Raw genomic sequence first — 24,806 nt, 5'->3', positions numbered from 1 at the left:
GTTAATAATTAAACCCTAAAGTAATGCCATAATAACTATTTAAATTTTGTAAATTTGCCTGCGTTTAACGGCGCAACATGACAACAACTAATACCAAATACATCTTTGTAACTGGAGGTGTAACTTCTTCCCTCGGAAAAGGGATTATTGCAGCTTCTTTAGCAAAATTGCTTCAGGCACAAGGCTACAGAACTACAATTCAAAAATTAGATCCTTATATTAACGTAGATCCCGGGACTTTAAATCCGTACGAACATGGAGAGTGTTATGTGACTGATGATGGGGCAGAAACCGATTTAGATCTTGGGCATTACGAACGCTTTTTAAACGTCCCAACAAGTCAATCTAATAACGTGACTACTGGCCGAATCTATCAAAGCGTGATCGAAAAAGAACGTCGTGGTGAGTTTTTAGGAAAAACAGTACAGGTTATTCCTCATATCACAGACGAGATCAAACACCGAGTACAAATACTAGGGAAATCAGGAGATTATGATATCGTTATTACCGAAATTGGTGGGACCGTTGGTGATATTGAGTCTTTGCCATACGTAGAAGCCGTTAGACAATTAAAATGGGAATTAGGCGAAAGCAATACAATTGTTATTCACTTGACGTTAGTGCCCTATTTGTCAGCTGCGGGTGAGTTAAAAACAAAACCAACTCAACACAGTGTTAAAACGCTTATGGAAAGTGGTGTAATGGCAGATATTTTAGTCTGTCGTACAGAACATGAATTACCAGATGAATTACGCCAGAAGTTAGCTAAGTTTTGTAATGTGCGTCCAGAAGCGGTTATACAATCTATTGATGCCTCGACCATATATGATGTTCCCAATATGATGTTGGATGAAGGTCTTGACAAAGTCGTACTTAAAAAGTTAGCTTTAGAAAGCTCGAAACCAGATTTGACGAGATGGAATCAATTTTTAAGTCGTCATAAAAATCCATCAGGAGAAGTGACGATTGGTCTTATTGGTAAATACGTTGAACTACAAGATTCATATAAATCTATTTTAGAGGCTTTTATTCATGCAGGTGCAGAGAATGAAGTCAAAGTTAAAGTAGAATCCATACACTCTGAATATTTGACATCAGATAATGCCGCAAAAAAATTACAACATTTACATGGTGTACTCGTAGCACCTGGATTTGGAGAACGCGGTATTGAAGGTAAAATAGAAGCTGTAAAATATGTGCGTGAACACAATATTCCGTTTTTAGGAATTTGTCTTGGTATGCAGATGGCAGTTATTGAATATTCCAGAAATGTCCTAGGTTTAGAACTTGCAAATTCTACTGAAATGGATGAACATACACCACATCCTGTTATCGACCTCATGGAATCACAAAAAACAATAACTCATAAAGGTGGAACTATGCGACTTGGAGCATGGGACTGTAAAATAATTGACGACAGTATTGCTAAAAGTGTCTATAAGAAGGAAGCTATTGAGGAACGTCATAGACATCGTTATGAATTCAATAACGTTTATTTACAACAAATTGAAGATGCTGGTATGAAAGCTACAGGACTAAATCCTGAAACTGGCTTGGTGGAGATTATTGAAATTCCTGAGCACAACTGGTTTGTAGGGGTGCAATATCATCCAGAATACAAGAGCACTGTGGCGAATCCACATCCGCTTTTCGTTTCGTTTGTGAAAGCCGCTTTAAATTTTAAAACAGATAATAATAGTGTCAGTATGGCACAAAACTAATACTGGATAGCTTTTTGATAAACTCAGGCTATGCACTCCTTAATCTAACGGAGCAACTAAATAGGACACATGGAAGAAAAGAAATTAGATATTAATTCGATTATTGGATTCATTTTGATCTTCGGAATTTTGCTATTTATGATGTGGCAAAATCAACCGACACCAGAAGAAATAGCTGAAAAAGAAAAGCAGGAACAAATTGAAGCCGAGAAGAGCGTTAAACCACAAGAGGTTTCAGCAGATATAGTTACAAAAGAGGCAATAGTTGAAGATTATTCGCTTGGAAACTCTAATGATTCCTTAAAAGTTGAAGCTTTAAAGAATAAATTAGGGGCATTTGCTTATGCATCTGCTTTACCTTCAGCCACGGATGCGCAAACATCTGTTCAGACTGATGTTTTGGATTTGAAATTCAGTAATAAAGGAGGGTTTCTTTCTGAAGTGATTTTAAAATCGTTTGTAGATTATGACTCCATACCTATTGCATTAATTCAAGACGGAAATGAGCAATTCAATATCACATTTCCAACAGCAGATAATAGAATATTAAATACCAAGGATCTTTATTTCCAGCCTTCAGTAACTCAAAATGGTGAGAATACGATAGTTTCAATGAAACTGAAAGTCTCAGAATCTCAATTTCTAGAGTACCGGTATGAATTAAAACCTGAGGAATATATGGTTGATTTTTCTATTCGCTCTCAAGGATTGAATAGCGTCATCAATAGTTCTCAAGAGATTAACTTAGACTGGCGACTAAAAACTTTTCGTCATGATCAAAGTGTTACTTATGAGAATCGCTATACGCGACTAACTTACATGCATGATGGCGATAAAATAGATAAATTGGCTCAGGCGAGTGATGATGAAGAACTTATTAATGATGCACGCTGGTTATCTTATAGACAGCATTTTTTTAGTTCTATTCTCGTTGCAGATAAACCGTTTAAGACAGCTGCAATTACGTCTACCGATTTAGTAAAAGATGAGGAAGTTGATACCGTATTCACAAAAGAATTTGCGTCAAAATTACCCTTGATTTTTACCAATGGAGAAGCAGATAATAATTTTAAATTTTATTTTGGACCAACCGATAGTAAGATTTTAAAACAATATGATTACGACTTAGAAGAAAGTATACCATTTGGTTGGGGGATTTTTGGATGGATTAATAAACATTTATTTATACCATTGTTTAGTTTCTTGAGTGGATTCTTACCATATGGTATCGCTATTATTGTAATGACTGTGTTAATTAAATTACTGATGTCATTTGTACAATACAAGCAGTTTTTGTCTCAAGCGAAGATGAGAGTTTTGAAACCAGAATTGGATGCAATCAGAGAGAAGCACAAAGACAATAAGATGAAAGCTCAGCAAGAGACAATGGCCTTGCAAAATAAAGCCGGTGCAAGTCCGTTAGCTGGATGTTTGCCTGGTTTGATTCAATTACCAGTATTCTATGCCTTATTCATGTTTTTTCCAACAGCATTTGATTTACGTCAAAAGAGCTTCCTTTGGGCTGATGATTTATCATCTTATGATGTTATTGCTGAATTGCCATATAATATTCCATTTTATGGAGATCATGTCAGTTTATTCCCGATTTTGGCGGCTATTGCGATTTTCTTCTATATGAAAATGACAACAGGTCAACAAATGGCATCACAACCTACGCAAGAGGGTATGCCAGATATGGGTAAAATGATGAAATATATGATCTATTTTTCTCCATTATTAATGTTGGTGTTCTTTAATCAATATGCTTCTGGATTGAGTTTATATTACTTTATCTCAAACTTGATTAGTATCGGTATCATGTTAGTCATAAAGAATTACATTTTAGATGAAGATAAGATTCATGCGCAGATGCAAGTAAATAAAGCTAAGCCTAAGAAACAGAATAAGTTTCAGAAGAAAATGGCCAGTATGATGGAGCAAGCGGAACAGCAAAAACAAGCACAACAAAAGCGTAAGAAATAGACATAGTAATTTAATTATTGATTTTACATATAAAAAGCCTTTAACATCACGTTAAAGGCTTTTTCTATACCTAGGTATAAACTAATTTACAATTCAGTATCAGTTATTTATATCCTAAATGTCTTTCCATATGGCTCGTTATCAATCAGGATAGTAATACCATTTTAAACTACGATGAATAATGAGGGATCATGTGACCACAAGAGTAAAAGGTAAGCGTTTATATGAGTTCACAATTTTGGTCATATCTTATTAAATAATGTCCTACAAGATGATGTATTTACATCGACTTAGATGTTAGCATTAATTTACGGTCTAGTACTCATGCAAAAAATAAGAAGAGCCCTTAGAATTTCTAAGGGCTCTTCAAATAAACATCCATTTTGTTTAATTCTGCTATTAATCAATTCAAATGAATATTTTATGGTATCATAAGTTCCGTATTAACAAATACGTCACATTAAGCTTTAATTATAGGTCTCTTATTACTCTATTTATAGCGTGTACTACACCATTGATAGCTTGTACATTTGTAATAATAATAGTATTTGAACCTCCATCAGGATCAATTATTGCTGGAGTTCCAGCATCAATAGTAATACTTGGTCCACCAAATGTTGGAACTGAAGCACCATCTAAAGCATCTAAATCTTCGGCTCTTACATTTAAATCAGTCAATACGTGAAGATTTAAAGTTGCCTCTAAAGTGGCAGTAGGAATTTCAGTAGCATTTTCTAAACCTAAATCTACAAGTAAATCTCCGAATGCCGAATCAATTGGTGCGAAAACCGTGAATGGTGAAGCATCATTATCTGCATCATTACTACTTAATACACTTACGTAATCTGTAGGAGTTAAATCTGTTAATGCGGCAACTAAGGTTGAGAAATTTGTATTAGCAGTAGCGTGCGTCACAATAGTTGGTAAATCAATTACAGCATCTATAGCATGAATTACGCCGTCAGTTCCTACGATATCTGCTGTAGTAACTGAACTTACGCCATTTAAACGAACACCTTCAGCCGTATCTATATATAAGCTTAAGTTATCACCATCAGCATTAGCTGCTAATGTCGTTTGATAACTAGTAGTTAATCCTTCTGAAAATGCTGCAGCTCCTTCAATAACATGATTAGCTAAAATGTTTGGTAATGCATTATTGCTCGGATTTGTAAATGCATCAAAAGCAGCATTCGTTGGAGCAAATACTGTATGTGGTGCTGTTCCTGGTAATGGAACTAAGTTTTCACCAATCAAAAGGGTTTCCAGAGTTGAAAAGCTATCATTGTTTACAACATGGTCAACTATAGTAGGAACTAAGATAACAGCATCGATAACATGAACTGTTCCATTTGATGCAGAAATATCTGCTAACGCAGCAGAAGCTACATTTGCGACATTGTTAAATCTTGGTAAAGCGCCATTAGTATCAAAAAGAAGACTTACATTTTCTCCACCTGCACCTGCAGCATTCGTTCTTGTATAACCTCTTCCATCAGCACCTGACAGAGCTACTAAATCAGCAGCACTTACATCTGCGGAAATTACATGATTTCTTAATACTTGCTCTAAAACAGCTGTATCAATATCAGCAAGCGTATCCCAAGCTGGGTTACTGTCTAAAAGCGCTTGAAATGCATCATTCGTCGGAGCTAATACTGTAAACGGACCATTCCCGCTAAGTAAAGTGCCTAAATCACCATCTGCTGCTCCAATTGCAGCTACTAAAGAAGATAAAGCGTCTGTAGCTTGAGCAGTTTCAACTATGTTTAATTGCTGTGGCACTACAACGTTGTTGTCGTCATCATCGCTACACGCTTGAAAAGCGAAGACGACTAAAAATAACGGTAATAATTTTAATGTTTTTGAAATAATTTTCATTTTTTTGAGTTTTTGTTGTTCAACATTATTAATAAAAAATCAGTCTGTTAAACAAATTTATAAAATGATTAAACAAAATAACATGAAGCCTCATTTTTTTATATATATTTTAACAGTTCTATCTTTAAGTTTAAACGCTCAAGAAGTTGTAAATCAGTTTGATAGTGGCGGTAAACGTGATGGTACATGGCGGAAGTATTTTGATAAAACCAAACAGTTACGATATGAAGGTCAATTTGATCATGGAAAAGAAATAGGCATATTTAAGTTTTATACCTTAAACCAAGGAAAGAGTGTTTTAAGTGCTACTAAGCGCTTTAATGCGAATAATAATATAGCTCTTGTTAAGTTCTTATCCTCAACGGGAAAACTAATTAGTGAAGGGCAAATGGATGGAAAGCTCCATGTGGGAAAATGGATATTCTATCATAATAAGTTTGATGCTGTACTGTCAACCGAATTTTATAATGATCAGGGAAACCTAGATGGAGAAAAATTAGTATTTTATCCCGACGGAACTGTTGCTGAACGCTCCAATTATATTAACGGCAAACTGGACGGAAGATCGATATGGTATGCAGCAAACGGAAAAGTGCTTAAAGAGTTTCAATATAAAAATGACGAGCTTCATGGGGTTTCTACCTACTATGATACCGACGGAAACATTGAAGCACAAGGGACATATCGACAGGATTTAAAACATGGCATTTGGAATTATTACGAAAATGGTAAGCTGGTGAAATCGAAAGATCACACCAAACGAAGTAAAAATCCCAAAAAGCAATAGATTTCTCTTATGGAATGCATTAGTAATTATAATAGCAACAGCACTTCTGTTGCTATTTTTATTTCTTAATTTTGCAACATGAAAAGAGTAATTGTCGGACTTTCGGGAGGTGTGGATTCAAGCGTTGCAGCTTATCTTTTAAAACAGCAAGGTTATGAGGTCATTGGCTTGTTTATGAAAAACTGGCATGACGATTCCGTGACTATTTCTGATGAATGTCCGTGGTTAGATGATAGCAATGACGCCATGCTTGTGGCCGACAAATTAGGAATACCTTTTCAAACCGTTGATCTAAGTGAACAATATAAAGAACGTATTGTAGATTATATGTTTGATGAGTATCAGAAAGGTAGGACGCCTAATCCTGATGTGCTTTGCAATAGAGAAATCAAGTTTGATGTCTTTATGAAAATAGCCTTAGATCTTGGAGCCGATTATGTTGCTACCGGACATTACTGTAGAAAAGGAACCATTGAAAAAGAGGGTCAAACCATTTACCAATTAGTCTCAGGTGTTGATACAAATAAAGATCAATCTTATTTTTTATGTCAGTTATCTCAGCAGCAATTGTCGAAAGCTTTATTTCCTATTGGAGAATTAACTAAACCTGAAGTAAGAGCGATTGCAAAAGAACAAGGCTTAATAACGGCTGATAAAAAGGATTCACAAGGTCTGTGTTTTATTGGTAAAGTCAGATTGCCGGAGTTCTTACAGCAAAAGTTGAAACCTAAACAAGGTGTTATTGTTGAGATTCCTAAGGATAGTGCACTGTATAATCGTGTAATACCGTCTTTCGATTCTAAAGAAGAGGAACTTCAATATTTAACACATAAGAGTGATTATAAGGTTGACGAAGGTATTGTAGTTGGAACACATCAAGGGGCTCATTATTTTACCAAAGGGCAGCGTAAAGGATTGGCAGTAGGAGGAACAATAGAGCCTTTATTTGTTATTGATACCGATGTTGATGAGAATGTGATTTATACGGGTCAAGGAAAACATCATCCGGGATTATTAAAAAAAGCCCTCTTCGTGTCGGATAATGAAGTGCATTGGATACGGGAAGATTTAAAGTTACAGTCTCATCAAAACATGAAAGTAAAAGCCCGAATTAGATATCGTCAAGTACTTGAATCAGCAACATTGTACAAGGTGGAACACGGTCTATATGTAGAATTCGATAAGTTGCAATCGGCCATTACTGAAGGTCAGTTTGTAGCTTGGTATTTAGATGACGAATTAGTAGGTTCGGGTGTAATTTCTTAAATTGCAAAAAAGAAATCTTAAGAATAACGTCTAAAATCATGTTAGTTTTTAGATTGTAAAACATATAGCTATGAAAAAAATCCTTCTACTTTGTATAGGACTTCTTCCATTTGGTGCACTGGCTCAGCAAGATGCTTGGGTGTATTTCAACGCAAAAGAAAATGTTCAAGCTTCCATAGATAACCCTAGTTTAATCTTGACTCAGCAGGCCATAGATAGAAAAAATGCCTATGGTATTGTCATTGATGCACGTGATGTTCCAGTAAATGAAGCATACATTACACTCTTAAAGGCACCTGCCACTGGTATCACAGTATTAGCAAAGTCAAAATGGTTTAACGCTGTTTATGTGCAAGGGAGTACTGATGATATTAATGCCTTAGTCAATGATTTTGATTTTGTTGAGACTGTTGTTTTTGCTGATGACAACTTAAATCCACCAACTCGATTGGAAGCCATAGAAGACAAATTTGCTGTTGAAAATACAACTGTGGTTTTTAACTACGGAAATACGCTTAACCAGATAGAAATGATAAATGCAGATGCCTTACATCTGCAAGACTATACAGGAGAAGGTATTATTATCGCTGTTTTAGATTCTGGATTTACTAATGTAGACGATATGGGAGCTTTTCAACGTTTAAGAGATAACGGTGATTTATTGGGAGGCTATGATTTTGTAGATAGAGTTGAAGACGTCTATGCATTTGAAGGAAATGACCATGGTACTAGAGTTTTGAGTAATATGGCAGGGTTTGTACCAGACCAGTTTGTTGGAACAGCTCCAGATGCTTCTTATTATTTATTTAGAACTGAAGATGTAGCTACAGAAACACCGGTTGAAGAAGCCTACTGGGTAGAAGCTGCTGAGCGTTCAGATAGTTTAGGGGTCCACATTATTAATAGTTCCTTGGGTTATAAAACTTATCAGAACCCTAATTATAGCTACATGGATACTGACCTAGATGGGCAGACAGCCTTTATTACGCGCGGAGCAAATATTGCAAATGAAAAAGGAATTATTGTAGTTACCTCTGCTGGTAATTCAGGAGTTAATGGTGTAGGCGCACCTGCTGATGCACCTGGCGCTATGAGTATTGGTGCCGTAGATGCTGATGGAATTTATGTGAGTTTTAGTTCACAAGGAAGTGCGATTCAACCAACTCAAAAGCCTGATGTAGTGGCTAGAGGTGGCGCAACATTTGTAATAAACAGCTCCAATGATATTGTGAATAATAATGGAACCTCATTTAGTTCTCCAATTATGGCTGGTGGTATTGCATCACTATGGCAAGCTCTGCCTAATTCAAATCATGAAGAAATAAAACAATTCGTTAGAATGTCTGCATCGCAATTTACTGCACCAGACTTCTTTTTAGGATATGGAATACCAGATCTTCAAGTGGCTTTAGATATTGCGCTGTCACTTCAAGAAGAAGAGTTTTTTGAATTCAAGGTGTTTCCAAACCCAGCAAATGACATTCTAAATATTCAAGTCCCGTCTGCAAACCAGCAGACAACATTGAAAATATATGATATTCTTGGAAAAACTGTTCTGGAACAAACAATAATAGAATCCTCTCAACAATTAGATATCTCATTTGTGGCTCCAGGACTTTATGTAATGTCTTTTGAATCTGGAACTGCTTCAAAAACATTTAAACTTATAAAATCTTAAATGGCAAATAGAATTACCGAACTCTTCAATATAAAATATCCAATCATACAAGCAGGAATGATTTGGAATAGTGGTTGGAGATTAGCTTCTGCTGCCAGTAATGCAGGTGCTCTTGGTTTAATTGGCGCTGGATCTATGTATCCAGAGGTGTTACGTGAACACATTCAAAAATGTAAAAAGGCAACCGATAAGCCTTTTGGCGTGAATGTCCCAATGTTATATCCCAACATTGAAGAGATTATGAATATCATCGTTGACGAAGGTGTCAAAATTGTATTCACGTCTGCTGGTAATCCTAAAACTTGGACCGCCTGGCTCAAAGAACGAGATATTACAGTAGTGCATGTAGTGAGCAGTGTAAAGTTTGCCTTAAAAGCACAAGATGCAGGTGTTGATGCCGTTGTAGCAGAAGGTTTTGAAGCTGGAGGTCATAATGGAAGAGAAGAAACAACAACGCTCACCTTAATTCCTATGGTGAGAGAACAGCTAAACGTGCCATTAATTGCGGCTGGAGGTATAGCCACTGGTCAAATCATGTTAGCTGTTATGATTTTAGGAGCAGATGCTGTGCAAGTCGGAAGTCGCTTTGTTGCCAGTGAAGAATCTTCGGCTCATATCGATTTTAAACAAGTCGTAGTGGATGCCAAGGAAGGAGATACCCAGCTTACATTAAAGGAATTAGCACCTGTGCGATTGATTAAAAACAAGTTTTTTAATGAGCTCCAAGAACTGTATAAAACAGGACCATCAGTAGAAGATTTAAAAATACTTTTAGGTCGCGCTCGAGCAAAACGAGGTATGTTTGAAGGAGACTTGGACGATGGAGAACTAGAAATTGGTCAAATCGCTGGATTGATTCATGATATTAAACCAGCTGCCCAAATCATTGATGATATGATTTCAGAGTTTAATCATGCTAAATTGTACGTTCAAAATATTACATTTTAAAAATATTATATTTGAACTGCTATTAATCATACACGCTTCATAAACACATGAGCGAAAAACTCAATGTTTTAGTGCCAGATGGGAACAGTACTTGGGCTCTATCTGTAATTCACTGTTTGTCTCAGATTGAGACCTATAAGATATTTGTATTGTCACGCAAGAAACGGACGGCAACTAAATACTCTAAATTTACTACATATTATAAATACTATCCTCGGCAAATAACTGAACCTTGGGTGGACATTATTAATAAGGAAATAGAATTGAATTCAATTTCAATAGTCCTTCCTATTGCTGAAGCTGAAATTTCGTTTTTCATCAAGCATCAAAATGATATTTCACAGCAAGCAAAAGTAATTCCTCTACCAGGATTAACCCAATTTGACATTAGTGTCAATAAGAAAAGTCTCCATGAGTTTTGCGAACTTAACCAAATTCCGCATCCAAAGAGCTATTATTTAACTCCTGATGGTACGAAGGTCAATTTAAACGAGATGAATTTTCCAATTCTAATAAAGCCGCTAGATTTAAAAGGTGGTGATGGCATAGAGAGGGTAGATTCTGCACCTCAGTTACGCAAAAAATTGCGAGGACATAAGGATTCGTATTTCATTCAAGAATATATTAAAGGTTATGATATAGATTGTAGCGTAATTTGCCTAAATGGTGACATCGTAACTCATACCATACAAAAAGGAAATTTAAAGGGTAACAATGCTTATGCACCGCAACTAAGCTTTGAATTTCTAAACAATGATGAGGTGTTAGAGATTGCACGAGATGTAATGGCTAAACTCAATTGGTCGGGTGTTGCGCATTTGGATTTAAGATATGATGAACAGGCGTCAAGCTATAAATTGATTGAAATAAATCCACGGTTTTGGGGTAGTATAGAAGGTTCATTAAATGCAGGTGTGAATTTTCCTGATTTAGCCATTCAATTAGCACTGCAGCAAACTATAGGCTGTAAGGCATTTGACCACGTTCAATACATGCGATTAAAAGGTGTCATCAAAACTATTCTGCGACGTCCCCACTTTTTGTTTAAATACAAATTTCTAATGAACCATACAGAATTGAAATCATTCTTAAAAGACCCATTACCAACATTTTATAAATTTAGAGAATGGCTCGGACGGAAATTTTAGTCATGTCAATAAATAACAAAAAGAGACCAAAGCCTCTTTTTGCTTGAAACGTTTTTTAACACCAAAATTTTTAAATCCCTCTAAAATAATAGCTAAAAAAGTTTCTTTTCCAAATACCTAACCTACTAAAATAAGGTATCTAATCTGAATCAAAAATAAGCGTTTAGTCGCTCTCTCTCATACCTTTTTAGTTCAATTTATTAACAATTTTAGTTTATATCTTTATCATAATCAATGATTTGATTCTTATGTTAGCAGGAATTGTCAAGCCCTATAATGCTAGCTAATTCAAATGGCTTAACTTTGCCAACTTTAAAAGAAACCAGTTGATTTTATCTCAATACACTAAAGAATTTAACTATAACCTTCGGCTTGCAGCTCCTGTAATTTTAGGAATGTTAGGTCATACTTTTGTGAGCTTTGTTGATAATATAATGGTGGGGCAGTTGGGTACGGCAGAACTGGCAGCAGTATCTTTAGGTAATAGCTTCATGTTTATTGCGATGTCTATTGGTATTGGATTCTCTACAGCAATAACACCATTAGTAGCCGAAGCCGATGCGGCAAATAATTTCAATGAGGGTAAATCATCTTTTAAGCATGGTTTATTCTTGTGTACGGTGTTGGGGGTGATGTTATTCTTGTCGGTTTTTGTAGCGAAACCTTTGTTGTATTTTATGAAGCAACCAGTAGAAGTTGTTGAACTGGCTTTACCTTACTTAAATCTTGTAGCGTTTTCACTAATTCCTTTAATCGTTTTTCAGGCGTTCAAACAGTTTAGTGACGGCTTATCAATGACCAGATATCCAATGTATGCTACGATTCTTGCAAATGTTGTCAATGTGATATTAAATTATGCACTTATTTTTGGAAAATTTGGATGCCCTCAGTTAGGTATTGTGGGTGCTGCTTATGGTACCGTCATAGCAAGATTGATTATGGTTGCTCATTTATGGTGGCTACTCACCAAAAAAGAAAAGTCTAAAAACTACGTCACGCATATTAAGATTTTTGTTTTGGATAAATTGATGATAAGAAAGCTTATTAATCTAGGGGCACCAAGCGCCATGCAAATGTTTTTTGAGGTAGCGATTTTTACTGCTGCCATATGGTTAAGCGGATTATTAGGAAAAAATCCACAAGCTGCGAATCAAATAGCACTTAATTTATCCTCCATGACCTTCATGGTTGCCATGGGACTGAGTGTGGCGTCTATGATTCGCGTTGGAAATCAAAAAGGCTTGCATCAATATTTCGAATTGCGACGCATTGCGTTTTCTATATTTCTGTTAGCGACTTTATTGGGCATATGCTTCGGAGCCATTTTCTTTTTCTTTCATGATGATTTACCAAAAATATATGTCGATTTTGACGATAGCACTAATCTAAGTGATAATATGGAAGTGGTAGCAATTGCCGCTCAATTAATGCTCGCGGCAGCTATCTTTCAAATAAGTGATAGCATACAAGTTGTAGTGCTGGGCGCGCTTAGAGGGTTACAAGATGTTAAAATCCCTACAATTATTACTTTTATTTCTTATTGGGTAGTAGGATTTCCGATATGCTTTTTCCTCGGAAAAGAGGAAGCCTATGGAAGTTTCGGAATATGGCTAGGATTACTGGCCGGATTAACGACAGCAGCAATATTATTGTTCATTAGATTTAATTATCTCACGAAAAAGTTAATTTTGTCAAATACTAATGCGTAAAGACTAATATGGAACTACCAAAATTTATACTCGGCGACAATACAGATTATCCAAATGCTATTTATGTGATTCATACAGAATTCCCTAGATTTATTATTAATCTTGAAGATGATGATGTAGAATGGCTTGAGGAGTTTGATGAACACGATCAAAAAGAATTGGAAACTGAAACTGAAAATTTGATTCAGGATGCAACCAATTTTTACGATAGAGAAGTTTCCAGATACGACGATTAATGTTAGACCAACTCATACAAATCGATACCGATCTTTTTTTATACCTAAACAATCTGGGTTCAGAGACGTGGGATGGCTTTTGGATGTTCTATACAACCAAATTTAATTGGATCCCATTTTATGCGGTGTTGGCTTATCTCATGTATAAGCGCTTAAATACTAAAACTTTCATTTTTACCCTTTTGGTGGTTGCCTTGATGATTACATTCACAGATCAAATAACCAACGTTTTTAAAAAAGTATTAGTGATGCGTTTACGTCCGTGTCACAATGAAGATATAGATGGGATGTTTAGACTAGTTAAAGAGTACTGTGGTGGCAGATATGGTTATTTTTCTGGACACGCTTCAAATTCTATGTCGGTTGCAGTGTTTACAAGTTTGATGCTCAGATCTAAATATAAATTCTTGCCGTTTGTTATGATCATTTGGGCAATGGCAATGGGTTATAGTAGAATTTATATTGGCGTTCATTATCCTTTGGATGTCTTAAGCGGAATGGTCTTTGGAGCGCTATCTGGTTTGCTTTTTTATAAATTAAATAGCTACCTGCAAAATCGTTTTAGAGTTAGTTAGTCCGTCTTATTTTTTAAATCCTGTTGTTTTAAAAGGTAAATGTTTCTCAAATAGATTAGTGTTCCAAAAGTATGTCCGATAAGAAGTACCCAGTCTAATCTAAATAAGGCATAAATGAGAATTAGTAAAGCGCCAATGAGACTTATGAACCAAAATCCATAAGGCAATACGGATATTTTTTGCCGTTCTGAATACAGCCATTGATACACAAACCGAAATGTAAAGATGAGTTGTGATATAATTCCTAAAGTTAACAGCCAAAATGGAATATCATGAGTATTAAAAAATTGATCGAAATCAATGTTATAGGTGATGCTGTAATAACAACTCAATACCAACGGAAAAACTATTATAAACCAGCGAATGGGTTTTGAAAGTTGTTGCCATTTTCTTTGTAATTGCAAGTTTCTGATGTAAATATAATAGGTTAAAAATTGTCCGAACATGATGGCAAAGTCATTGCGTAAGTAGCCATATATAAATAATAAAATTGAAGCAATAAGACTCAGGGACCAAAACAAAGTTGGAGTAATAACACGTCGCTGTTTTTCGGAGATGATCCACTGAATTATCAGCCTTGAAGAGAATAAGAGCTGTGCCAAAAATCCAATACTATAAATGATCCAGCAATTCATATATCGGTCTTAGAAACGATATAATTAATATACTTCTTCTTCATCCAAGCGTAAACAAAACAATCTAGAAAAGGTCCAATAGAACGATTCCAAAACCCAAATTTACTTTTACCAGCCACTCTTGGAAAATGTTGAACAGGTACTTGTTTTATGGTGCCTTCCTGTAAAAGAATCATTGCAGGCAAAAACCGGTGTAAGCCTTTAAACATCGGAATGCGTTTGGCGTAAGTTGTTTTTAAAAGTTTTAACGGACAACCAGTATCATCCATCCCATCACGCGTAAATAAACGCCTGAAACTATTTGCTATTTTCGAGGAGATGAGTTTGCTTAATCCATCTTTTCTATTGATACGTACGCCTGTCACTAAATCGTAGTTGTCTATATGTTCTATGAGTAGGTTAAAATCGTTAGGGCTCGTTTGTAAATCAGCGTCCATATAACCCACTAAATCAGTATCAACATAATCAAATCCAGCTTTAATTGCTGCACTCAATCCGAAGTTTTCAGTGAACAGGAGATAATTAAAACTTGAATGGCGTTTGCAAATAGTGTCAATAAGTTTCTGACTGCTGTCCGTGGATCCATCATTTACGAAAAGGACTTTTATTGGTATTAATGCAATGTCGATATATTTCAATAACGCATCTTCCAAGCGCATAATATTATCTTCTTCATTGTAAATAGGAATAATGATGGAGAGTATGTGAGCCATTGATCAATAATGTAACACTATTTAAGATTCAATAAATATTCCGCAGCAACAAAAGGAGTCGTTTTTCCGTCTTCAATGAGTTGTAATTGAGATTTTAAGGCTTGCTTAATGTTAGGTTGATTAAAAAAATCAGATTTCAGTCTTTCTTCAATGGTTTGAAGTAGCCAGAATTTATTTTGATTGGTCCTATTGTTTTCAAAGTAGTTATTTGCTTTAGTATGTTCGATATAGTCTGAAATTAAAGCCCACAGATCTGAAATACCTTCACGTTTTAAAGCGCTGCAAAGCGTAACTTTGGGTTGCCATTCTGAATCTTTTTGTGGATATAAATGCAAGGCCCTATTAAATTCCACTTTAGCTAGTTTAGCGGCTTTGAGATTCTCGCCATCCGCTTTATTAATGGCTATTGCATCGGCCATTTCAATGATACCGCGTTTAATACCTTGTAATTCATCTCCAGCACCAGCAATTTTTAGTAGTAAAAAGAAATCTACCATACTGTGTACGGCGGTTTCACTTTGGCCAACACCAACGGTTTCAATAATAATAGTGTCATATCCAGCAGCTTCGCATAAAATAATAGTTTCACGAGTTTTACGGGCAACACCACCTAAAGAGGTGCCAGAAGCAGAGGGTCTAATAAACGCATTGTCGTTTTTTACCAAATCTTCCATTCGGGTTTTGTCTCCTAATATACTGCCTTTACTAAGACTGCTGCTCGGGTCTATAGCAAGTACTGCCACTTTTTTGCCAGCGTTGGTAAGATGTAATCCGAAGGCTTCAATAAAGGTGCTTTTTCCAACACCAGGAACGCCTGTAATTCCAATCCGAATAGATTGATTAGCATGCGGTAAGCATAATTTGATAATACCGTTAGCCTTTTCAAGATGTTTTGGATTCGCACTTTCAACTAATGTAATGGCGCGACTTAATGCGGTAATATTGCCGTTTAAAATTTCAGAAACTAAGGCTTCCGTTGTGGGCTGCTGACGGCGTTTTTTCTGAATAGAACTTATAGAATCTTTGTTGGTGATATCCGATTGCGAAACACCATCTTTTTCGTGTAGTGCAGAAGATTTAGATTGCTTTGACAAACCCCTTATTGTTTTAGTCCTTTACGACATCTAAAGGTACTGCTATTTTTGTTTTATCCCAAGCCATCGTGAGTTTTAGTCGGTCTGTTGAATTATCAAATGCAATGGTAAATTGTTCAACTACGTCATCTAAATGTTCTACTGGAACCTCAATTTCAAGTAAATCATAATTAGGATCCCACATGGGCTGCATTTCTTCATCAACTCCCCAAGCATACTGTTTGGTATTGAGTATCACCTTCCAAGTCGAGTCATTTGGAACGGTCCAAAGCGTATACTTTGCTTTGGGCACATAAATGCCTTTGATCATTAAATTTTTATTAGTTTCAAAGGTGGTAGCTTCATTTGCACCTGTACGCCAAACCTTATTATAAGGAACTAAAGCGCCAAAAACATCACGTCCTTTTTTTGACGGTCGGTTGTAGAATACTTCTAGTTTAAGATCGTTGACTTTAAATTCTACTGTATCTTTAGGACTGAGCCGTGAAGAAAAAATATTTTCAACAAAATATGAATAGATAAAAAGTCCTATAGCAAGGATAGATAGTGTAACAAGTAAGCGTTTAAAAAACGTATTCATAGCAATATAGAAGGATTGTAATTTTTCGATATCAAAGATAATTGAAATGCTAAACTAATAACGCTGAGAATCAAAATTTTATTTTTAAAATAAAAAAAGAACTCATTTTTGCAACAATCACTTTTTTGTTTCGTCTTTAGAGTGAACCAATACCAAATAGAAGTAATTTATTTATGAGGTATGTAACCAAACCAAAAGAGATTTGAAGACACTTCAAGTTGACATTATTGAGCAATGTAAGCAGAACGACAGGACTGCACAATTACGATTATACAATCAGTATTGTGATGGAATGTATGTTGTAGCAATGCGATTTGTAAAGGATTCTATGGAAGCTGAAGATATCGTACAAGAGGCCTTTATTAAAGCATTTACAAAACTCAATCAGTATAGCGCTGAGGTTACTTTTGGAGCTTGGTTAAAACGTATCGTTATTAATAGAGCGATTGACTATCTAAAATCTAAGAAACAGCATTTGCAAGACTTAGATGAGGTGCATCTGAAAGTAGTTGATACGAGTTATGAAAACGAATGGTTAGTAGAGGATACAATAACTGTAGACGAAGTCAAAGATGCGATTGAAAAACTTCCTGATAAATATCGCCATGTTGTGATGTTATATCTCATGGAAGGCTATGATCATCAGGAGATTTCTGAAATTTTAAATATTTCAGAAGTCGCATCAAGGACCCAACTCTCCAGAGGAAAAGCGAAATTAAAAGAACTGTTAATACCTATTAAAAATGGCACAAGATCTTAGAGACTTATTTAAAAATGAACCGAAGGATTCGCAATTAAAAATGGGCGAAGGTCATGAGGCACGTTTCATCACAAAATTAGATGAAGCTTTACCAAAAGACACATCAATCACAAAACGTTTCAGCATATTTTATATAGCGGCAAGCATCCTTGTGTTAATAGGATTGAGCTTTGGAGCATATCAGTTTTTTAATGAAGCAGAATCCATTCGAACCGAAATTGTAAATAACCAAGACCCTTCAAATGAACAAGAGTTAAGATCACTAGGCGATATTTCTCCTGATTTTAAAAAGCTTGAAGATTATTACTTGGCAAATATCAATTTGGAATTGTCTAAAGTGAAATTAACACCCGATAATAAAGAGTTATTTGACGGCTATGTAGTGAGACTTGCTGAGTTAAATGAGGAGTATAAGCGCCTATCAGTAGAGCTTACCGAAAATGGTCCAAACGAGTTGACGGTTAGTGCCTTAATTGATAATCTGAAATTACGTCTCAATTTATTGTATCGCTTAAAAGAACAACTAAAAGAGTTAAGCACTTCTGAAGAAGCGCAAACAACATAAACCAAATGGTCTGAAATCCTCACGACTCAAAATTAATCATGGGATATTTCAGCATAAAACATAAAAAAATGAAAACAAAATATATCACATTAGTACTCTTGTTTTTCTGTTTCACTATTAGTGTTTCAGCACAACAACAGTTGACCAAGATGTCAAAGTCGATCGACGTAAAAAAAGATGTTACCATTGATTTAAATACCAGTTATGTGCAAATAGAAATAGATACTTGGAACAAAAGCACCTTAGAAATTGAAGCCTATATTGATGGTGAAAAGTTATCTAAGGAAGAGCTCCAAGAGGCTTTAAATCGATGGAATATTGAAGTAGAAGGCTCAGGTGATTATGTAAAAATTTCTTCGGAAGGTGGTTTGCATAATTCTTGGGACAATATTGGGGACATACATATTGGCTTAGAATCCTTAGAGGCCTTGAAGGCTCTAGAAGTTCTTGGAGAACTCAATCTTGCCGAAATGCCTGAAATGCCAGAAATGCCAAATCTACCCGAGATGCCAGAAATGGCGCGTCTTGAAGTGCCCGAAATGCCAGTATTGCCACAGTTACCAGAGCTTCCAAAAGGAATTAGTAACGTGAGTTTTGATACAGAGGCTTATAAAAAAGATGGTGAAGCTTATTTGGAGCAATGGAGTAAGGATTATGAGAAGGAATATGGTAAAGCGTATAAAGAAAAAATGAAAGCCTGGGGAAGAGAAATGGCAAAAGTAGATTTTTCATCTTACGAAAAACGCATGGAAGCTTGGGGTGAAAAATTCGGTGAAAAGTTTGGCAAAGACTACGGGAAAAAGATGGAAGCTTGGGGAGAAGAATTTGGCAAGCGCTTTGACGAAAAATGGGCTAAAGACATGGAAGTTTGGGGTGAGAAATTTGGAAAAGAAATGGAAAAACGTGGTGCGGAAATCGAAAAGCGAATGGCGCAATATGAAAAAGAGCATGAGAAACATGCAGAGATTATTGAAAAACGTCTTCATGAGCAGCAAGATGCTAATGACAAGCGTCGTGATAAGACTGCAAAACGATTAGAGTTTGGAAGCGGTGATAAGGTAAAAAAAACCATAAAGATTAGAATGCCTAAAAAAGCAAAACTGAATTTGAACGTTAGACACGGAGAATTAAAAATAGCTTCTGTCATTAATAATCTCAAAGCAAATATATCGCATTCTGTATTAGTAGCAAATCACATTGATGGAAGAGACACTTCCATCAATGTGTCTTATTCTCCAGTAGATATTACAACATGGAGTCTTGGTGAGCTTAATTTAAAGTATGTTAATGATGCACAAATTCAAACTGTAGAACGCTTGGTCTTGAATAGTAATTCATCAGATATTGTATTAGGTAATTTGGTGAATAGTGCCATTATTGATGGCAGTTTTGGAGACTTAACAATTTCGAATATAGCAGATACCTTTAATAATTTAAATATCATTTTAGAGAATAGTGAGGCAGTGATTTCATTACCTAAGACAGACTATAGCATTTATTTTAAGGGTAATCGCTCGCGATTGAATAATAAATTGACCACCCAAAAAACAATTGAGAATTATCCTAATGACAAAAATTCTGGAAAGACTATAGTCCTAAATGCAAAGTATAGTGATGTGCTTCTTAAAGACTAATTAAAAAGACTTATTTTTATGTTATAGAAATACGATAATAAACACATATGACTTTATTAAAACATCTAACGCTAGTATGTCTCTTTTTGGCATGCTTTTTTTCATGTAAAAATGACACCAATGATGTGTTAACAGCAGATAAAAAAGGTGAGTATGCTCAGTTTGTCAATGAAATGAAAACTCTAGGTATTCATACAGGAAATATTTTAGTCTACGACAATGGTGAGGTGGTTTTTAAAAGTGCATACGGATTAAGATCCATCGACCCTATAGATTCATTAAACCTTAATTCACAATTTAGATTAGCATCGGTAAGTAAACAATTTACAGGAATGGCGATTATGAAATTGAAAGAAAAAGGACAGTTAGATTATGATCAGAAGGTCAATTCGATTTTATCAGACTTCCCTTATGATAATATTACCGTTCGTCATTTATTACACCACACGTCTGGTGTAACCGATTATGAACGATTGATTGCCGAAAACTTTGTGAAAGAAGATCCAACAAAAACCTATATTTTGGGTAACGACGAAATCTTAAATACCTTTTATCGCGTTGATCCGGAGTTGGATTTTCAGCCAGGCGAAAAATGGGAATACAGCAATACAGGGTATCTGGTGCTAGCAACCATTGTTGAAAAGATCTCTGGGCAACATTTTAGACAATTTCTGAAAGAGCAAATTTTTGATCCAGTAGGCATGACACATACAACATTGTATAAATATCAAATGGATGCAGACCCAGAAATGCCTAATCGTGTTTTTGGATATCAAACAGCCCTCAATCAAAACGAATTTATTCCTAATGATTATGATATAGTTAATGATGTAAGAGGGGATGGAGGCATCTATTCAACACTAGAAGATTTGTACAACTGGAATATGGCACTGGCCAATTATACCATTATTTCTAAGGACTATTTAGACGAAGCTTGGGCTTCTGGTAAAACTAACGATGGCGAATATACAGGCTATGGCTTTGGTTGGTTTTTAGAGTATAATCCAGGAGAACCGAAAGTCGTGAATCATTCCGGTGGATGGGTTGGATTTGGGACTTTTTTACATAATGAAGTCGATGCTAAAAGTGGATTTATTTTATTAACTAATAATTCTACAGAATATATGAGAGACATACATAATGGCATAACAAGTATCAGACAAGGAGAGGCTTATAATCTTCCTAAACTTCATATTAAAAATGAATTGGCCGAAAAAATTTATGCTGAAAATGTAGATGCTGCATTACGCTCTTATAAGATGTTAAAGGCTAATAGTCCTGAAAATTATGATTTTTCTGAAGTAGAATTAAATAGTTTGGGCTATGGATTAATTAGGGACAATCGTTTAGATGATGCGCTTCAAATATTTAAATTTAATACAGAGCAGTTTCCGAGTTCTGCGAATCCTTATGATAGTTATGGTGACGCACTGTTAGCAACTGGAGATACATTACGTGCACTAGAAAATTTCAGAAAATGTTTTGCTATGGACAGCACATTGACCTATGCAAAAGACAAATCGGAAGCACTAGAAGCGGTATTCAAGAATTAGGAGCATTCCATGAAAAATACTGTAGAAAAATCACTTAAGGCTTTATCAAGATGTTTTGTGTTAGATTCAAATATCTCTATAAATGACTACGTTCCCTTAGATTTATCAAAATCTAACAAAGACCTAGCTTCTGTAGATGTGTCCTCATCAAATAAGTTAGAGTCCTATATCCATGCACATATCACAGCTCACCAAGCCAAAGTGGCTTATGGCGGGTATATCGAAACCCGAAATATCTATCAGCGTAGCACTTATTTTAAGGCTGCTAATCCCGAAACCGAACGCAATATCCATTTAGGATTAGATCTATGGATTGCTGCGGAAACCCCTATCTATACGCCCTTAGATGGCACAGTTCACAGCTTTAAAAACAATACCACTTTTGGAGACTACGGCCCGACCATCATCTTAAAGCATCATATCGATAACCTAGAGTTTTATACCCTTTATGGGCATTTGAGTTCAGCTTCCATTGAAAATTTAAAAGTAGGGCATGTCTTCAATAAAGGACAACAAATTGCGACATTAGGAGATGCAAGTGTTAATGGGGATTATGCACCACATTTACATTTTCAGATTATTAAAGACATGCAAGATTATAAAGGGGATTATCCTGGTGTTTGCAGTAAAATGGATTTGGAGTTTTATAAGGAAAATTGCTTGGATCCTAACTTAATTTTGAAACTATAGTCATCTGTTTTTTCTTGCTATGAATCAGGAGATAGTCAATAAATCATATCAGAATAAGTCATAGCAATGTGCATTAGTGTATCTTATTTAGGAAAACTAAAACCTTTAACAAAACCTTAAATGATTACTCACCGTATCAGCGTATTTTTGTAGCGTTATGAAACTGTCACTCAAAGACGTCTTTTTTTTATCCAGACCTAGGTTTTGGATGTATGTGCTTGGAACTTTCCTTGTAGGGATGATAGCTTCTGGAAATCCGTTTGAACACGACAATTTTACCACCTTTTTATTGGTCGCTTTCGGAGTGTTCTTTTCGCTTCCAGCTAATGTGCTTATCTATGGTATCAATGATATTTACGACTACCAAACTGATATCCATAATGAAAAGAAGGTTGCGTACGAAACCGTATTGCAACCTGAAAAGCATAACAGATTATGGTTGATTACTGGGGCATTAGTTATGCCGTTTTTACTCTTGTTTTTTGTGGTAAATATTCCGACCAAAATTGCTTTAGTTGTATTTTTATTTACAGGAATTTTCTATTCTGCAACGCCCATTCGCGCTAAAAGTAAACCGCCTTTAGATGTCTTGTTTTCAGCGATTATATATGTGTCGCCAGCAGTAGTTGGCTTTTTTGTAACTGGAAATACCCATATAGAATGGTTGGCTGTTCTTGGTGGATTGGTATGGGCCTTTGGTATGCAAACCTATTCGGCAGTTCCAGATATCGATGCCGATAAAAAGGCTGGTGTGAATACGCTCGCTACATTACTTGGTGAAAAGAAAGCCTTATGGTTTTGTTTGGTGTGTTATTTAATATCTGCGTCTATTGGCTACGTCTTCTTAGGTCCTATTGCAATAGGTTTTGGACTTGTATACGGCCTTATGGTGTTACTCAGTATTAACAATATGAGTAAGTTGTTTAAGTACTATACCTATTTTCCGTTAATCAATGTGGTAACTGGTGCCGTGCTATTTTTCTTTTTGTTTTTTAAGGAAGTGATGTAGCCTCAACTATAAGGATTCTAAAGGTTGAGGTGTTTTGATGTTTTGAATACGTTTGTAGACTAATTCCGCCGAAATTAAACAGATAGGCATCCCAATTCCGGGACTCGTCCCAGCACCAACATAATACAAATTCTTAACCTTTTTACTGTAATTTAAAGGACGTTTCAATGTTTGCTTTAAGGTGTGTGCTAAGCCTAAAGCGGTTCCTTTGTAAGCATTATAATCCCTACGGAAATCGTCACTCCAATACGATCGTTCATAGACAATATAATCTTCGATAGCTGGCAGATTTAAATCTACTTTCATGAGATTTAAAATCTTTTGTCGGTAGTTTTTCATATCAACTTCGGAAAGTGTCAAGCCGGGAGGAATAGGGACTAAGACAAATAAATTGTCGGTGCCTTTTGGTGATAAATCTGGATCCGTTTCTGTGGGCTTACAGATGTAATAGCTAGGATCTTCCGGAAGTTGAGGTGTATCAAACAACTCTTTGAAATTTTGCTTCCAATCACCACCAAAACGCAAGTTGTGATGACTTAAAATCTCTAATTCTCTATCTAAACCTAAGTACATGATAAAGGCACTCGGACTCAAAACAGCCTTTTCCCAATAGCGTTCGGGATAGGTTTGTTGATGCGTCTCAAGTAACTTGGTTTCAGTAAACCACAAATCGGCATTAGAGATCACCAGATCAGCTTCTAGAAGGCTTCCGTCTTCGAGTTGAACACCTGTTGCTTTTTTGTGTTCAACGATTATTTTAGATACGGGTGCATTCGTAATAAAATGTGTCCCATGTTTTGTATTGATATTCACTAAAGCTTGTACAATCTCGTAAATACCTCCTTTCGGATAATAAACACCCATGTTGAAATCTATGGCGTTCATGATGTTGTACATGGCAGGTGTTTTTGCTGGATCTGAGCCCAAAAACACAAGGGTATATTCTAATATCTTTTTAAGACGTTCACTTTCAAACCATTTGTTCAAATACGATTGCATGGTTTGGAATGGATTGAGTTCTATACCTTTTTTTATCACCTTCCATTTCAAAAAGTCTAATGAAAAGCCAAGATTGCGATACATAAAGGTCTCTTTGGCCATTTCGTATTGTTCACCAGAACGCTTTAAATAGGCTTTAATTTTAGGGGTAACACCAGGCTCTAGCTGCTCAAAAAGGGACAAGTCTTTGTCTAAATCAGAATGGATGTCAACGACAGGTAATTCTTTATCATTTGAAAAAAACACACGGTAAGACGGAGAGAGCTTTACCAAATCGAGGTGCTCTGAAATGTCTTCATCGAGTAATTTGAAATAATGCTCAAATACATCAGGCATGAGATACCAAGACGGTCCCATATCAAAGGTGTACCCTTCGGCTTCAAAAATATTGGCACGTCCACCGAGCGTATTGTTTTTTTCAATAACTGTCACCTCGTAACCTGATTTCGCTAACAAGGCTGCCGACCCTAAGCCACCAATTCCTGAACCAATAATAATGACTTTCTTTTTCACTTTAGCAAAAATAATGAAGCCTTAAGTGGTGTGGAATTATTTAAGAAGGAATTATGAAAAAGGTACCTTTAAGAACTAAAAACCCCGAACAAATTGTTCGGGGTTTTTGGCTTCTGTATCTCGTACAGA

General features: G+C 35.8%; 22 protein-coding genes. 16 read left to right on the top strand and 6 right to left on the bottom strand.

Annotated elements, in window-relative coordinates; all coding sequences use genetic code 11:
• The first annotated feature begins 77 nt into the window (after positions 1 to 77).
• Together BLT57_RS13710 and yidC are read left to right on the top strand one after the other, a co-directional pair.
• Complete coding sequence (locus BLT57_RS13710) at positions 78 to 1,721, top strand: CTP synthase (protein ID WP_091426498.1); 1,644 nt, start codon at positions 78 to 80, stop codon at positions 1,719 to 1,721.
• A 69-nt stretch (positions 1,722 to 1,790) separates the two neighbouring features.
• Positions 1,791 to 3,704 carry a membrane protein insertase YidC gene (gene yidC, locus BLT57_RS13705; RefSeq protein ID WP_091426496.1) on the top strand — a complete coding sequence of 638 codons (1,914 nt, stop codon included), beginning with the start codon at positions 1,791 to 1,793 and terminating at the stop codon, positions 3,702 to 3,704.
• A gap of 471 nt (positions 3,705 to 4,175) precedes the next feature.
• Here yidC and BLT57_RS13700 read toward each other — a convergent pair whose 3' ends face one another.
• A complete protein-coding gene (locus tag BLT57_RS13700) occupies positions 4,176 to 5,585 on the bottom strand; it encodes a fasciclin domain-containing protein (RefSeq protein WP_091426494.1) in 1,410 nt (469 codons plus the stop codon).
• 82 nt (positions 5,586 to 5,667) lie between these two features.
• Here BLT57_RS13700 and BLT57_RS13695 point away from each other — a divergent pair, with 82 nt between their 5' ends.
• From BLT57_RS13695 to BLT57_RS13660, 8 genes are all read left to right on the top strand, one after another.
• Positions 5,668 to 6,372, top strand: a complete 705-nt coding sequence (locus BLT57_RS13695) for a preprotein translocase YidC (RefSeq protein WP_091426853.1) — start codon at positions 5,668 to 5,670, stop codon at positions 6,370 to 6,372.
• Between the two features lie 78 nt (positions 6,373 to 6,450).
• Positions 6,451 to 7,638 (top strand): tRNA 2-thiouridine(34) synthase MnmA, encoded by a 1,188-nt coding sequence (mnmA, locus tag BLT57_RS13690; protein ID WP_091426492.1) that lies wholly within the window; start codon positions 6,451 to 6,453, stop codon positions 7,636 to 7,638.
• Between the two features lie 70 nt (positions 7,639 to 7,708).
• A complete protein-coding gene (locus BLT57_RS13685; protein WP_091426491.1) occupies positions 7,709 to 9,316 on the top strand; it encodes a S8 family serine peptidase in 1,608 nt (535 codons plus the stop codon).
• The gene (locus BLT57_RS13680; RefSeq protein WP_091426489.1) at positions 9,317 to 10,264 is read left to right on the top strand and encodes a nitronate monooxygenase family protein; all 948 of its coding nucleotides are present in this window, start codon (positions 9,317 to 9,319) and stop codon (positions 10,262 to 10,264) included.
• A gap of 47 nt (positions 10,265 to 10,311) precedes the next feature.
• Positions 10,312 to 11,412, top strand: a complete 1,101-nt coding sequence (locus tag BLT57_RS13675) for an ATP-grasp domain-containing protein (protein ID WP_091426487.1) — start codon at positions 10,312 to 10,314, stop codon at positions 11,410 to 11,412.
• A gap of 326 nt (positions 11,413 to 11,738) precedes the next feature.
• Positions 11,739 to 13,121, top strand: a complete 1,383-nt coding sequence (locus BLT57_RS13670; protein ID WP_091426485.1) for an MATE family efflux transporter — start codon at positions 11,739 to 11,741, stop codon at positions 13,119 to 13,121.
• An 8-nt stretch (positions 13,122 to 13,129) separates the two neighbouring features.
• A complete protein-coding gene (locus BLT57_RS13665; protein WP_091426484.1) occupies positions 13,130 to 13,357 on the top strand; it encodes a hypothetical protein in 228 nt (75 codons plus the stop codon).
• Entirely contained in the window at positions 13,357 to 13,932 is a 576-nt protein-coding gene (locus BLT57_RS13660; protein WP_091426482.1) for a phosphatase PAP2 family protein, read from the top strand. The genes BLT57_RS13665 and BLT57_RS13660 overlap by 1 nt, the downstream gene beginning before the upstream one ends.
• Here BLT57_RS13660 and BLT57_RS13655 read toward each other — a convergent pair.
• From BLT57_RS13655 to BLT57_RS13640, 4 genes are read right to left on the bottom strand one after another with little or no spacing between them, the layout of a single operon-like run.
• Entirely contained in the window at positions 13,929 to 14,567 is a 639-nt protein-coding gene (locus BLT57_RS13655) for a lipid-A-disaccharide synthase N-terminal domain-containing protein (RefSeq protein ID WP_091426480.1), read from the bottom strand. The genes BLT57_RS13660 and BLT57_RS13655 overlap by 4 nt on opposite strands.
• A complete protein-coding gene (locus BLT57_RS13650) occupies positions 14,564 to 15,280 on the bottom strand; it encodes a glycosyltransferase (protein ID WP_091426478.1) in 717 nt (238 codons plus the stop codon). The genes BLT57_RS13655 and BLT57_RS13650 overlap by 4 nt, the downstream gene beginning before the upstream one ends.
• Positions 15,281 to 15,297: 17 nt before the next feature.
• Entirely contained in the window at positions 15,298 to 16,383 is a 1,086-nt protein-coding gene (gene meaB, locus BLT57_RS13645) for a methylmalonyl Co-A mutase-associated GTPase MeaB (protein WP_091426476.1), read from the bottom strand.
• Positions 16,384 to 16,387: 4 nt separating this feature from the next.
• Positions 16,388 to 16,954 carry a DUF2911 domain-containing protein gene (locus BLT57_RS13640; protein ID WP_091426474.1) on the bottom strand — a complete coding sequence of 189 codons (567 nt, stop codon included), beginning with the start codon at positions 16,952 to 16,954 and terminating at the stop codon, positions 16,388 to 16,390.
• Positions 16,955 to 17,156: 202 nt separating this feature from the next.
• On the opposite strand from BLT57_RS13640, the gene BLT57_RS13635 reads away from it, so the two are divergent.
• The 6 genes from BLT57_RS13635 to BLT57_RS13610 all read left to right on the top strand — a co-directional run bounded on the left by BLT57_RS13635 (position 17,157) and on the right by BLT57_RS13610 (position 23,165).
• Positions 17,157 to 17,714 (top strand): RNA polymerase sigma factor, encoded by a 558-nt coding sequence (locus BLT57_RS13635; protein WP_091426473.1) that lies wholly within the window; start codon positions 17,157 to 17,159, stop codon positions 17,712 to 17,714.
• Positions 17,698 to 18,279 (top strand): hypothetical protein, encoded by a 582-nt coding sequence (locus BLT57_RS13630; RefSeq protein ID WP_091426471.1) that lies wholly within the window; start codon positions 17,698 to 17,700, stop codon positions 18,277 to 18,279. Before BLT57_RS13635 ends, BLT57_RS13630 begins: the two co-directional genes overlap by 17 nt.
• A gap of 68 nt (positions 18,280 to 18,347) precedes the next feature.
• The gene (locus BLT57_RS13625; protein ID WP_157717197.1) at positions 18,348 to 19,913 is read left to right on the top strand and encodes a hypothetical protein; all 1,566 of its coding nucleotides are present in this window, start codon (positions 18,348 to 18,350) and stop codon (positions 19,911 to 19,913) included.
• Between the two features lie 47 nt (positions 19,914 to 19,960).
• Complete coding sequence (locus tag BLT57_RS13620) at positions 19,961 to 21,466, top strand: serine hydrolase domain-containing protein (RefSeq protein WP_091426467.1); 1,506 nt, start codon at positions 19,961 to 19,963, stop codon at positions 21,464 to 21,466.
• A 9-nt stretch (positions 21,467 to 21,475) separates the two neighbouring features.
• Positions 21,476 to 22,156: a peptidoglycan DD-metalloendopeptidase family protein gene (locus BLT57_RS13615; RefSeq protein ID WP_091426466.1), complete on the top strand. Its 681-nt coding sequence runs from the start codon at positions 21,476 to 21,478 to the stop codon at positions 22,154 to 22,156.
• A gap of 157 nt (positions 22,157 to 22,313) precedes the next feature.
• Positions 22,314 to 23,165, top strand: a complete 852-nt coding sequence (locus tag BLT57_RS13610; RefSeq protein ID WP_091426464.1) for a prenyltransferase — start codon at positions 22,314 to 22,316, stop codon at positions 23,163 to 23,165.
• Between the two features lie 6 nt (positions 23,166 to 23,171).
• Here the strand turns inward: BLT57_RS13610 and BLT57_RS13605 are convergent, their stop codons facing one another.
• Positions 23,172 to 24,677, bottom strand: coding sequence for an NAD(P)/FAD-dependent oxidoreductase (locus BLT57_RS13605; protein WP_091426463.1), 1,506 nt, complete (start codon positions 24,675 to 24,677; stop codon positions 23,172 to 23,174).
• Between the last annotated feature and the right edge of the window lie 129 nt (positions 24,678 to 24,806).

Origin of the sequence: Formosa sp. Hel1_31_208 (genome assembly GCF_900104785.1) — a bacterium.
In the GTDB taxonomy this organism is placed as follows: domain Bacteria; phylum Bacteroidota; class Bacteroidia; order Flavobacteriales; family Flavobacteriaceae; genus Psychroserpens.
Note: the sequence above shows the minus strand (reverse complement) of the source record. Positions and strands in the feature narration are given on the sequence as shown.

Bases quoted from the DNA above. Each gene is read 5' to 3' on its own strand.
- BLT57_RS13650 (WP_091426478.1), bottom strand. From the start codon at position 15,280: ATGGCTCACATACTCTCCATCATTATTCCTATTTACAATGAAGAAGAT.
- BLT57_RS13630 (WP_091426471.1), top strand. From the start codon at position 17,698: ATGGCACAAGATCTTAGAGACTTATTTAAAAATGAACCGAAGGATTCG.
- BLT57_RS13700 (WP_091426494.1), bottom strand. From the start codon at position 5,585: ATGAAAATTATTTCAAAAACATTAAAATTATTACCGTTATTTTTAGTC.
- BLT57_RS13610 (WP_091426464.1), top strand. From the start codon at position 22,314: ATGAAACTGTCACTCAAAGACGTCTTTTTTTTATCCAGACCTAGGTTT.
- BLT57_RS13710 (WP_091426498.1), top strand. From the start codon at position 78: ATGACAACAACTAATACCAAATACATCTTTGTAACTGGAGGTGTAACT.
- BLT57_RS13675 (WP_091426487.1), top strand. From the start codon at position 10,312: ATGAGCGAAAAACTCAATGTTTTAGTGCCAGATGGGAACAGTACTTGG.
- BLT57_RS13625 (WP_157717197.1), top strand. From the start codon at position 18,348: ATGAAAACAAAATATATCACATTAGTACTCTTGTTTTTCTGTTTCACT.
- BLT57_RS13660 (WP_091426482.1), top strand. From the start codon at position 13,357: ATGTTAGACCAACTCATACAAATCGATACCGATCTTTTTTTATACCTA.
- BLT57_RS13620 (WP_091426467.1), top strand. From the start codon at position 19,961: ATGACTTTATTAAAACATCTAACGCTAGTATGTCTCTTTTTGGCATGC.
- BLT57_RS13655 (WP_091426480.1), bottom strand. From the start codon at position 14,567: ATGAATTGCTGGATCATTTATAGTATTGGATTTTTGGCACAGCTCTTA.
- BLT57_RS13640 (WP_091426474.1), bottom strand. From the start codon at position 16,954: ATGAATACGTTTTTTAAACGCTTACTTGTTACACTATCTATCCTTGCT.
- BLT57_RS13680 (WP_091426489.1), top strand. From the start codon at position 9,317: ATGGCAAATAGAATTACCGAACTCTTCAATATAAAATATCCAATCATA.
- BLT57_RS13665 (WP_091426484.1), top strand. From the start codon at position 13,130: ATGGAACTACCAAAATTTATACTCGGCGACAATACAGATTATCCAAAT.
- mnmA (WP_091426492.1), top strand. From the start codon at position 6,451: ATGAAAAGAGTAATTGTCGGACTTTCGGGAGGTGTGGATTCAAGCGTT.
- BLT57_RS13615 (WP_091426466.1), top strand. From the start codon at position 21,476: ATGAAAAATACTGTAGAAAAATCACTTAAGGCTTTATCAAGATGTTTT.
- yidC (WP_091426496.1), top strand. From the start codon at position 1,791: ATGGAAGAAAAGAAATTAGATATTAATTCGATTATTGGATTCATTTTG.
- BLT57_RS13695 (WP_091426853.1), top strand. From the start codon at position 5,668: ATGAAGCCTCATTTTTTTATATATATTTTAACAGTTCTATCTTTAAGT.
- BLT57_RS13685 (WP_091426491.1), top strand. From the start codon at position 7,709: ATGAAAAAAATCCTTCTACTTTGTATAGGACTTCTTCCATTTGGTGCA.